The organism is Rhizobium hidalgonense (assembly GCF_002914525.1).
Taxonomy (GTDB): Bacteria; Pseudomonadota; Alphaproteobacteria; order Rhizobiales; family Rhizobiaceae; genus Rhizobium; species Rhizobium hidalgonense.
The window spans coordinates 1-1,142 of record NZ_LODW01000017.1 but is presented as its reverse complement, the minus strand read 5'-3'; the positions used below and the strand labels follow the sequence as shown (position 1 = coordinate 1,142).

The window sequence follows — 1,142 nt, the reverse complement described above, 5'->3', positions numbered from 1 at the left end:
AGGGCAGAGCGACTGTCTTGGAAGTCAAGCGTTTTGCCATGCTTTCTGGTCCCGGATGATTGCGTTGAGGATGGTGAGCAGCTTGCGCATAGCCGCCACGGTTGCGACGATCTTCGACTTGCCGGAAGCGACCAGGCGATCGCGGAAGGCTTTCAGAACCGGGTTATGGCGGCAGGCCACCAGCGTGGCCATGAACAGCACGGAGCGCACCGTTGTCCGACCGCCGCCGATGAAGCTCTTGCCTTTCCATTTGCCGGATTGGCGCGTCCAGGGCGCAAGACCGGCAAGTGAGGCGACCTGCCGCCGATCGAGGTTGCCGAGTTCCGGCATCTCGGCAAGCAGCGTGCGGGCGGTCACCCGCCCCACGCCCGGCACCGAAGTCAGAAGCGCCTCGCGCACCCGCCACAGAGGCGACTTGCGGATATGGTCGTCGACATCGGCATCGAGACTGTCGAGCTCGCGCCGGAGGGCGGCAAGCAAACGCTTGATGCTCTTCTGCGCCTCCTTGGCAAGCGCCATGCGGGTGCGCTGCTCTTCGGCCGCAATCATCGCCAGGATCTGCCGGCGGCGGGCAAGAAGGGCTGCCAGCGCCCGGTTCTCTTCGTCGCGCAACGGCCGGATCGCCGGCTTGGTCGCAACCACGAAGGCGGCGATCATTTCGGCGTCGATCGGATCGGTCTTGGCGCGCTTGCCGAGAGCCTTGGCATAGGCGCGCACCTGCGCCGGGTTGACGACGATCACCGAAAGACCGGCTTCTGAAAGGGCGGCTGCCGCAAGCATCTCATAGCCACCCGTCGCCTCCAGTGCGACGACATCCGCCTTCAGGCTCAGGAGCCTTGCGGCAAGCCCATCCAGGCCTTCATCATCATTGGCAACGGCAAAGCTTTCGCCTGACGGCAGCACATACACATCCAACCGGTCTTTCGAAACATCAATGCCAACCACAACATCCATCTGATCCCATCCTTGTGCAAGCGGGCTTCGCCTTCGCGAGCGGCCCAAGCGACTGTTCGGGTTCGATGGAACGACGGAGCCATCCCTTGCTCTGCCACGGGTTTTCAAACCCGAGGGGGTTGCGGGCTCAGCTCCATCACCGCAAGCGCTAGCTAGGCTGCCGGCGGATGGCGTCAAGTTACAAGGGG

General features: G+C 63.6%; 1 protein-coding gene. It reads right to left on the bottom strand.

Features of this window, described 5'->3' with window-relative positions; genetic code table 11:
- Positions 1-24: 24 nt before the first annotated feature.
- The gene (locus ATY29_RS01285) at positions 25-954 is read right to left on the bottom strand and encodes an IS110 family RNA-guided transposase (RefSeq protein ID WP_003566833.1); all 930 of its coding nucleotides are present in this window, start codon (positions 952-954) and stop codon (positions 25-27) included.
- Positions 955-1,142 lie beyond the last annotated feature (188 nt).